The 8343-nt window shown below is 67.1% G+C and carries 9 protein-coding genes; 1 reads left to right on the forward strand and 8 read right to left on the reverse strand.

The annotated features are described in order from the left end of the window. Positions 1-49: 49 nt before the first annotated feature. The 8 genes from ACM0PK_RS02135 to rlmD form a co-directional block, all read right to left on the reverse strand. Positions 50-1318, reverse strand: a complete 1269-nt coding sequence (locus tag ACM0PK_RS02135) for an FAD-dependent oxidoreductase (protein WP_164263716.1) — start codon at positions 1316-1318, stop codon at positions 50-52. A gap of 125 nt (positions 1319-1443) precedes the next feature. After that, positions 1444-1650, reverse strand: a complete 207-nt coding sequence (locus ACM0PK_RS02140; RefSeq protein WP_005410590.1) for a cold-shock protein — start codon at positions 1648-1650, stop codon at positions 1444-1446. An 88-nt stretch (positions 1651-1738) separates the two neighbouring features. Further along, entirely contained in the window at positions 1739-2485 is a 747-nt protein-coding gene (locus tag ACM0PK_RS02145) for an S-methyl-5'-thioinosine phosphorylase (protein WP_414607975.1), read from the reverse strand. 82 nt (positions 2486-2567) lie between these two features. Further along, a complete protein-coding gene (locus tag ACM0PK_RS02150) occupies positions 2568-3122 on the reverse strand; it encodes a hypoxanthine-guanine phosphoribosyltransferase (RefSeq protein ID WP_005418223.1) in 555 nt (184 codons plus the stop codon). Beyond that, positions 3122-4129 (reverse strand): beta-N-acetylhexosaminidase, encoded by a 1008-nt coding sequence (nagZ, locus tag ACM0PK_RS02155; RefSeq protein ID WP_414607976.1) that lies wholly within the window; start codon positions 4127-4129, stop codon positions 3122-3124. Before nagZ ends, ACM0PK_RS02150 begins: the two co-directional genes overlap by 1 nt. 164 nt (positions 4130-4293) lie before the next feature. After that, positions 4294-4989 (reverse strand): DsbA family oxidoreductase, encoded by a 696-nt coding sequence (locus ACM0PK_RS02160; RefSeq protein ID WP_227838266.1) that lies wholly within the window; start codon positions 4987-4989, stop codon positions 4294-4296. A 113-nt stretch (positions 4990-5102) separates the two neighbouring features. Next, positions 5103-5588, reverse strand: a complete 486-nt coding sequence (locus ACM0PK_RS02165; protein WP_053500339.1) for a CYTH domain-containing protein — start codon at positions 5586-5588, stop codon at positions 5103-5105. A 34-nt stretch (positions 5589-5622) separates the two neighbouring features. Next, positions 5623-6957: a 23S rRNA (uracil(1939)-C(5))-methyltransferase RlmD gene (gene rlmD / locus ACM0PK_RS02170; RefSeq protein ID WP_088496755.1), complete on the reverse strand. Its 1335-nt coding sequence runs from the start codon at positions 6955-6957 to the stop codon at positions 5623-5625. A 127-nt stretch (positions 6958-7084) separates the two neighbouring features. Here rlmD and ACM0PK_RS02175 point away from each other — a divergent pair, with 127 nt between their 5' ends. Beyond that, positions 7085-7813: a response regulator gene (locus ACM0PK_RS02175; protein WP_111200708.1), complete on the forward strand. Its 729-nt coding sequence runs from the start codon at positions 7085-7087 to the stop codon at positions 7811-7813. Positions 7814-8343: the final 530 nt, after the last annotated feature.

Below are 8343 nucleotides of genomic sequence, written 5' to 3' on the forward strand. Positions count from 1 at the left end.
TCTCGCATATGCGCAGTGAGGCAACCGTTAATTCACGTGACGACGCGTTTCACGCAGTGGCTGTGATCGCGTTGATGCGAGGCACCTGCGCCGCAGTGGCCAGCGCGTCGACGAAAGCAGGATCCAGCGCGAGCGAACCGAACCAGCCATGCTGGGTACCGCTGAGCACACGCAGCATGTGACCACGTCCACCCGGCAGGCGCCCCATCGGGCCGAGCAGCACGTCGCGCGCTTTGGCCCAGGCATCGCGATCGGACTGGAACAGCGGCGTCAGCCAACGGCTCCAGCGCTGGTAGACCGCAACGTGTGCCCTGCGCTGCGCCTGGTAGGCCTGCAATGCCGCGGCACCGCCACCATGCGCGCGCAAGGCATCGCGCAGCGCCAGCGCATCGAGCAGCGCCATGTTCACGCCCTGGCCCAGCTGTGGGCTCATCGCATGCGCGGCATCGCCGGCCAGCACCATGCGGCCGTGATGCCAGCGCGTCATCACCGCGTCGCGGTAGACGGCCCGTGCCAGCTGGCCGGCGTCACGCAGATGCGCGAAGCGTGCACTGGCCTGCGGCCACAGCGCATGCAGTTCGTCCAGCCAGGGCGTCATGCCGTCGGCCTGCCAACGTTCGAAATCGGCGCGTGGCAGGCTCCAGAAAAAGCTCAGGCGCGGCGTGTCATCACCGGGCCGCGTACCGACCGGCAACAGCCCGATCATCTTGCGTGCGGCCACGTAGCGCTGCCGCAGCTCCTGCAGGTGTGGCCAGTCTTCGGCCGGCAACAGGCACCACAGCGCACCCCACGGATACACGCGATCCAGTCCGTTGCCGTCTTTGATCGTGCCGCGCAGCGTCGAGGCCGCACCATCGGCGGCCACCACCAGGTCGAACGCACCGTGCAGGCGCCCTTCGCTGTCACGCAGGCGGCCCTGCTCGGCATCCACTGCAGCGATGCTTACGCCGGCATGCAGCTGGCCCGCACCAGCACGCGCATCATCCAGCAACGAGAACAGGGCGCCGCGCTGCATGCCAAGGCCGTGCAGGCGCGCGTCCAGGCCGGCGTAGCGCATGTCCATCACTGCGCGTTCGCACGGCGTATCGCCGTACAGGCGATGCACCGGCGCGGCATGCGCGCGCACGGCGTCAAGCAGGCCCATCTGCCACAGCACCTGCAGGCCGCTGGGCTGCAGCAGGAAACCGGCGCCAACCGGTCCCGGCGTGGGCACACGTTCGAAGATCTCCACCTCGTGGCCATCACGGGAGAGCAGGATGGACAATGCCTGTCCAGCGGTGCCGTAGCCGATCACGGCGATGCGCAGTCGTTCCTTCATGGGCGCATTGTGCCCGAGCGCAAATCCGGATGCCCAGCGGGGCCCCGCCCACGGCAGCGCAATTCTTGTCGCAGCGCAAAAAAAAACCCCGCCGGAGCGGGGTTTTCAACGCACTGTCGAGTGGATCACTCGGCCGGCGTGATGTTCGAAGCCTGGGCGCCCTTCGGGCCCTGGGTCACGTCATAGGTGACACGCTGGCCTTCCTGCAGGCTGCGGAAGCCCTTGGAGTTGATGGCGGAGAAGTGCGCGAACACGTCGGCGCTGCCATCCTCCGGCGAGATGAAGCCAAATCCCTTGGCGTCGTTGAACCACTTGACGGTACCGTTCGGCATGGTGATGCGAGACCTTATGCAATGAATGGGTGGTGTACGCTGAACCCGCGCACAAGCTGAGTATGCAAAGCTTGCTCGGGGAAGACAATCACCCCCGCGCCAATTCGCCCACCAGTTCCGGAAGTCCGTTGCTGGCCGCCTGCACATTGGCCAGCACTTCGGCCATCGTAATCTCCTCGCCATCACCGCAGCCGGCGGCCCAGTTGGCGATGATCGCCAGGCAGGCATAATCCAGGCCCAGCTCCCGCGCCAGTGCGGCTTCCGGCATGCCGGTCATGCCCACTAGATCGCAACCGTCGCGACGCATGCGGGCGATTTCGGCGATCGTTTCCAAGCGCGGGCCCTGCGTTGCGCCATAACAGCCACCGTCATGGACCGTGACACCGGTCACTTTGGCTGCCGCCAGGATCTTGCTGCGCAGCATCGGCGTGTACGGATGGCCGAAATCGACGTGGACCACGTCGGAGCCTTCTTCTTCACAGATCGTGCTGATGCGGCCCCAGGTGTAGTCGATGATCTGGTCCGGGCAGGCGAGCACGCGCGGACCGAAGTTCTCGGTGATGCCACCCACCGTGTTCAATGCCAGCACCCGCTGCGCGCCCAGCTGCTGCAGCGCAGCCAGGTTGGCTCGGTAGTTGATCTTGTGCGGCGGCAGCGAATGCCCCTCGCCATGCCGCGCCAGGAACGCCACGCGATGGCCGAGCAGCTTGCCCACGCGCACCGGGCCCGATGGGCGGCCGAAGCGGGTGTCGACCTCGTGGGTCTGCACGTCGTCAAGCTTGGCCAGGTTGTAGACACCGGTACCGCCGATCACGGCCAGGGCGATCTGTTGCATTCGAAGCACTCCATGAAAAGACGAACGCCGGCACCCGAGGATGCCGGCGGCAGAAGAAGACGCGCCGCGGGCGGCTGCGCCGTTATTCCTTCATCGCGTAGATGGCCGGCACGCAGCGCAGGGTCTCGTTGACGTCCATGCCGAAGCCGAACACGTAGCGGTCCGGCAGCTCGATGCCCGCGTAATCGGCGGTCACGTCAGGCAGCGCACGGTCGTGCTTCTTCACGGTCATCGCAGCGATGCGCACATCGGTCGCGCCCTGTTCCAGGCACCAGGTGCGAACGCCCTGCAGGGTGTAGCCCTCGTCGAGGATGTCGTCGACCAGCAGCACGCGGCGGCCGAACAGCGAGGTGGCCGGCTTGTGCTTCCAGACCAGGTCACCGCCGGTGGTTTCGCCGCGGTAGCGGGTGGCGTGCAGGTAATCGAACTGCACGTCCTGGCCGCGCGCGCCCAGTTCCAGCGCCAGCTGGCCGGCGAACGGCAGCGCACCATGCATGATCGACAGGAACAACGGCACCTCGCCCTTGTAATCGCGCGCGATGGCGTCGGCGATAGCAGCGATGGCCTTGTCGATGGTGGGGCGGTCGACCAGCAGGTCAGCCTGGGCCAGGGCCTGGGAAATGGTGAGGTTGGGCATCAGACGGTTCTTCCAAGGGTTTCAAGCAGACGGGATTGGGTGTCGCCATGGCGGGCATCGGCCAGCAGGCCGTCCCAGCCGAGCGCGCCGCGGCCGAGCAGGCCCAGCAGCGCAGCAGTATTGAGGGAGCGTCCCTGCACCGCATGCAGGGCTTCATCGACCAGTTCCGGATGGCAGACCAGCACCACGTCGCAACCGGCGTCCAGGTGCGCGTGCACGCGCGCCGGCACGCCGCCGGCGCTGTGCGAGGCGGCCATGCCGATGTCATCGGAGAACACCACGCCGCGGAAGCCGAGTTCGCCGCGCAGGATGTCCTGGATCCAGCGTGGGGAATAGCCGGCGGGCTCCGGTGCCACCTGCGGATAGATCACGTGCGCCATCATCACCGCATCGGCACCGGCGGCGATGCCGGCCTGGAACGGCACCAGGTCCTGCGCGCGCAGTTCGGCCAGTGCGCGTGGATCGATCGCGGTATCCACGTGGGTGTCTTCCAGCACGGTGCCGTGGCCAGGGAAATGCTTGAGCGTGGCAGCCATGCCGACCGCGTGCATGCCGCGCACATAGGCTGCGGTGAACGCGGCCACGACCTGCGGGTCTTCACTGAAGGCGCGGTTGCCGATGGCGCGGTTGCCGCGACCAAGGTCGACCACCGGGGCGAAGCTGAGATCCAGGCCGCTGGCGCGGACTTCACTGGCCATCAGCCAGGCGTGCTGCTCGGCCAGCGCCAGGGCCTGCTGCGGGTCGGTGGCATACAGGGCACCAATGTCCTGCAGCGGCGGAAGATCGCTGTAACCCTCGCGGAAGCGCTGTACGCGGCCGCCCTCCTGGTCCACGCAGATCAGCTGCGGGCGCGGGGCAGCGGTACGGATGGCCGCGCTCAGATCGGTCACCTGCTGGCGCGAGGCGAAGTTGCGCTTGAACAGCACCACTCCGGCCACGGCGTCGTGCTGCAGCCAGTCACGTTCCTGGGCGGTCAGTTCGGTGCCGGCAACGCCGATCAGCAGCATGGTCGATCTCCACAACGCGCGCCCGCATGGCGCAATGCCGCATTGTCGCAGAACCGGCCGACAGGCGCAGTGGTCAGAAAAAGGGGACGGAGGGGATTAAGGCGCAATCGGCCCCAAGAGGCTGGATACGTCTTAATCCCCTCCGTCCCCTTTTGAGGAGCCGGTCAGACCTTGCAGCCGTCCGGGCCGCAGGCCTCGTCGCCGTCAGCCGGGGTGGCCGGGGCGCCCTGTTCGGCCGCGATCTGCTGCAGGGCCTGGGCGAACGCCTCGGGTGGTTGGGCCCCGGAAATCGCCCACTTCCCATCGATGACGAAGGTCGGCACCGAAGAAATGCCCAGTGCATGGGCCTGCGCCAGCTTGGCTTCGACCTCGGCCAGCCCGCGGTCGGAGGCCAGCATCTGCGCGATTTCGCCACCGTCCAGGCCGCCCGCCACGCCGGCCTTCACCAGCACAGCGTTGTCAGCCAGGTTCTGGCCATGCTCGAAGTGGGCGCGGAACAGCGATTCACCCACCGCATCCTGCACGCCATGCTGGCCGGCCAGCCACAACACCCGATGCGCCGGCAGCGTGGTCACCCGCACCTGGCCCTGGTTGAAATCCATCGGCAGCCCCTCCGCGCGCGCGGTGGTCTGGGTCTGGCCGAGGATCTGCTCGGTGCGCTCGACGCCCCCGAACTTGCGCGCATAGGCCTCGCGCAGCGGCACCGGGGTGTCGTCCGCATCCGGGTCCAGCTGGAACGGCTGCCAGTGGATATCGAGGTCAGGCGCGTTCAGACCCAGCAACTGCACGCCCTGCTGGAAACGATGCTTGCCGATCCAGCACCAGGGGCAGACCACGTCGGAGTAGATGTCGATTCTCATCCGAACGACATGGGGACCGCCTTCCTCGATAAAAGGGGACGGAGGGGATTAAGTCGCTTTCCGCACAGCCGGGGTAAAGCCGACTTAATCCCCTCCGTCCCCTTTTTGGGGGCTCACCACTGTGAATACGGGCGGCTGGCCAGGGCAACGTTGTAGTAGCGGGCGTCATCGGTCACTTCGGCGCCGACCCAGTCCGGCAGGTCGATGGCCTGGTCCGCGCTTTCCAGCTCGACTTCGGCCACCACCAGGCCGGCGTTGTCACCGAGGAACTCGTCCACTTCCCAGGTCAGGCCGGCGTGTTCGACCAGATGGCGGCGCTTGTCGATCAGGCCGCCGACACACAGCGCCAGCAGTGCGCGCGCGTCCTCCACGGGGATCGGGTAGTCGAACTCCTGCCGGGTGTGGCCGAGGGTGCGCGACTTCAGGTTCAGCGCGGCGTGGTCGCCTTCGATGCGCACGCGCACCGAGGCGTTCTGGGTGCCGCGGTCGAGCGCGCCCATGTCGTTGATGTAGCCCTGCGCCATCGGGATCACCCGATGCGCGGCGGTGCGCCAGCCATCGCTGCTGACCAGGAATTTGCGTTCGATTTCGATGCCCATGGCGCAATTATGCGCCACGGGTGATGACAGCTGCTCAGCGCTTTTCGAATACCGCGATGCTTTCCACGTGCGCGGTGTGCGGGAACATGTCCATGGCACCGGCGCTGACCAGGGTAAAGCCCTGTTCGTTGACCAGATAGCCGGCATCGCGCGCCAGCGAGCCCGGGTGGCAGCTGACGTAGACGATGCGCTTGAACTGCTTCAGCGGCAGCTGCTGCAGCACTTCGATCGCGCCCGAGCGCGGCGGATCCAGCAGCAGCTTGTCGAAGCCCTGGCGCATCCACGCCGTGCTGCGCTGGTCCTGGGTCAGGTCGGCGCTGAAGAACTGCGCGTTCGCTAGGCCGTTGCGCTCGGCGTTCTCACGCGCACGCGCGACGAGGCCGGCATCGCCTTCCACACCCACCACTTCACGCACACGGCGGGCCAACGGCAGGGTGAAGTTGCCCAGGCCGCAGAACAGGTCCAGCACGCGCTCGTCCTTACCCGGCTGCAGCAGGTCCAGGGCGTGGGCGATCATCTTCTCGTTGAGCTTGGCGTTGACCTGGATGAAATCCAACGGGCGGAACGCCAGCTCGACATCCCACGGCGCCAGCCGGAACGACAGCGGCACGCCCTGCCCGTCCAGCGGCTGCACGGTGTCCACGCCGCCGGACTGCAGGTAGATCACGAACCCATGCTGCTGGCCGAAGGCAGCCCAGGCCGCGCGGTCCGCATCGCTGAGCGGTTGCAGGTGGCGCACGGTCAGCACCACCGCCTGGTCACCGGCGATGAACTCGATCTGCGGGATGTCGCGCTTGCCATCGAGCGTTTCAATGAAGGTGGACAGCGCCTCGACCTGGGTGCCGATTTCCGGAATCACCGTCAGGCATTGGCTGAGGTCGGCGACGAAACGCGGATCCTGTTCACGGAAGCCGACCAGGGTCTTGTCCTTCTTCTCGACCCGGCGCACCGAGAAGCGGCCCTTGCGGCGGTAACCCCAGCTCTCGCCGACCAGCGGCGGCAGCACGGTGCCCGGCTTCACATGGCCGATCCGCTCCAGGTTGTCCATCAGCACGCGCTGCTTGGCGACGATCTGCTGGGCCTCGTCCAGGTGCTGCAGTACGCAGCCGGCACAGGTGCCGAAATGGGGGCACTTGGGGGTCACCCGCTGCGGCGAGGCCTGCAGCACCTCCAGCGTGCGCGCCTCGTCGAAATGGCGGCTGCGGGCTGTCTGTTCGGCCATCACCACCTCACCGGGCAGGGCGCCGCTGACGAAGGTAACCTTGCCGCCCTCGCCTTCACGGCGGGCGACACCGCGACCATCATGGCTGAGGTCGAGGATCTCGGTCTGGAACGGGGTACGGTCGGTGCGGGAGCGGGATCGGGCCACGTGGCAACAGGCTGCGGGCAAAAATGGGGGCGTATTGTCGCAGATCCTGACTGATGGGGCCCGGACCCGCTTGCGCCCGTGGCCGTCGTGCATGATGATTGGGACAGCTGACATGGAGGCAGCCCTGATGCAGATGACCCCGCGGGCCGCACGGCCCCGCTTCCTGCTTGTCGAGGACGACATCATCAGCCGCGGTTTTTTCAAGGCGGCGTTGGAAACGTTACCGGCGGATGTGGACACCGCAGATTCGCTGGCCAGTGCCCTGGCCAGTGCCGAGCCCGGCTCGCATGACCTGTGGCTGATCGACGTCAACCTGCCGGACGGCAATGGCGCGCAGCTGTTGCGTGAGTTGCGCCGTTCACATCCCGACACGCCGGCGCTGGCACATACCGCCGACGGCGATGCCTCCATTCACGCCCGCCTGCGCGAAGCTGGTTTCAGCGACACGCTGGTCAAGCCACTGGGCCGCGACCAGCTGCTGAAGGCCGTGCGCCGAGCGCTGGTCAACAGCCCGGCGGGGATCTTCGTGGCACAGGCCCCGGCCGCGGTCGAACTGGCCGTACAGGACTGGGACGAGACCGCAGCCCTGGCAGCGCTCAATGGCCAGCGCAACCACCTGATCGCACTGCGCGAACTGTTCCTGGCCGAGTTGCCGGGCGTGCGCGACGCGGTCGAGCAGGCGGTGGACCAGCACGACGAGCGCCAGTTGCGCAGCCAGTTGCATCGGCTGCAGGCGAGCTGTGGCTTCGTGGGGGCGGCCCGGTTGGGCCGGGCCGTGCGCCAGCTGCATTACGCACCCGACTCCGGGCAGGCCCAGGACGGCTTCCGCGCCGCGGTGGCTGCCCTGCTGCATTGAGGGTTGGTCGGCAGGGCTGCGCCCCTGCACCCGCAGATGCTTCAAGCCAGAGCAACATCAAAGGCCAGAGCCAGAGCGGCTCTGGCCTTCTGCTTGTTGGGCGGGCCGGTGTGGGTGGGCAGGACACGCCGTAAACCCGTCCCTGAAGTGACCCCGTCCAAGTCTCTGGGGTCACTTCACCATGGGGGCTCGATGGCGCCATCCATGGCGCCAACGGTCCTGCCAACCCACACCGCCCCACCCCCGACAGATTCCCGGTGACGGCTGGTAGATCCACGCCATGCGTGGATGAGTCTCTGTCAGATATCGAAATTCAAACTGGGGGTCAGATCCGTTTTCCGAAGGAAAACGGATCTGACCCCATTGCCATTCCGACAGCTCGCGGAGAACTGTCGAAGGCGGGGTGGGTCCGGTTGAGGGGGCGTGAGCCGCATGGATGCGGCGACCGAGCTTACATGGGTGAGGGCGCTTTGCTTGCGAAGCACTGCTTCGCAAGCGCCCGAACGCACAGCCGCCAGCGGCTGGGCCGG

This window comes from Stenotrophomonas sp. FR010 (genome assembly GCF_047520755.2).
Taxonomy (GTDB): domain Bacteria; phylum Pseudomonadota; class Gammaproteobacteria; order Xanthomonadales; family Xanthomonadaceae; genus Stenotrophomonas; species Stenotrophomonas sepilia.